1 pseudogene is annotated in these 411 nt (G+C 47.7%); it reads right to left on the bottom strand.

Annotated features, from left to right (window positions below):
• Nucleotides 1–10 precede the first annotated feature (10 nt).
• A pseudogene (locus tag N6P30_RS24485) lies at nt 11–411 on the bottom strand (Tn3 family transposase); the annotation flags it as partial.

Genomic DNA, 411 nt, shown 5'->3' with positions numbered 1-411 from the left:
TTATCCTACGCTAAGCCTGTTTTTTGTACATATTACTATTCACTGAGCGTAATGCGCGGTATTTACCCTGTCCCAGTTTGAGGTTCGTTCTCCAGACGTAATCCCCGCTCAGGTTGATATGTTCCCATCCCAGTGGTGACAGATGGTAATCAGTTGCTCATTAATCGGGATCCCTTTTCGTCTCAAAGAATCTATCGCTCTTTCTATATATACCGTATTCCACAGTGAGATCGCCGCAGTCAGCAACGTCAGACCGCTGGCTCGATAGCTCTGATTCTCCAGCCCCCGATCTCTGATTTCACCCAGCCGATGCATAAAGACCGCTCGCGCAAGGGCATTGCGAGCCTCACCTTTATTCAGCCCCGCCTGTATTTTAACGAGGAATATACATGCGACGTAATGCACAAAAAT

The sequence above is a fragment of the Enterobacter sp. PL1 genome (assembly GCF_945957325.1).
GTDB classification, from domain to species: domain Bacteria; phylum Pseudomonadota; class Gammaproteobacteria; order Enterobacterales; family Enterobacteriaceae; genus Enterobacter; species Enterobacter roggenkampii.
Note: the sequence above shows the minus strand (reverse complement) of the source record. Positions and strands in the feature narration are given on the sequence as shown.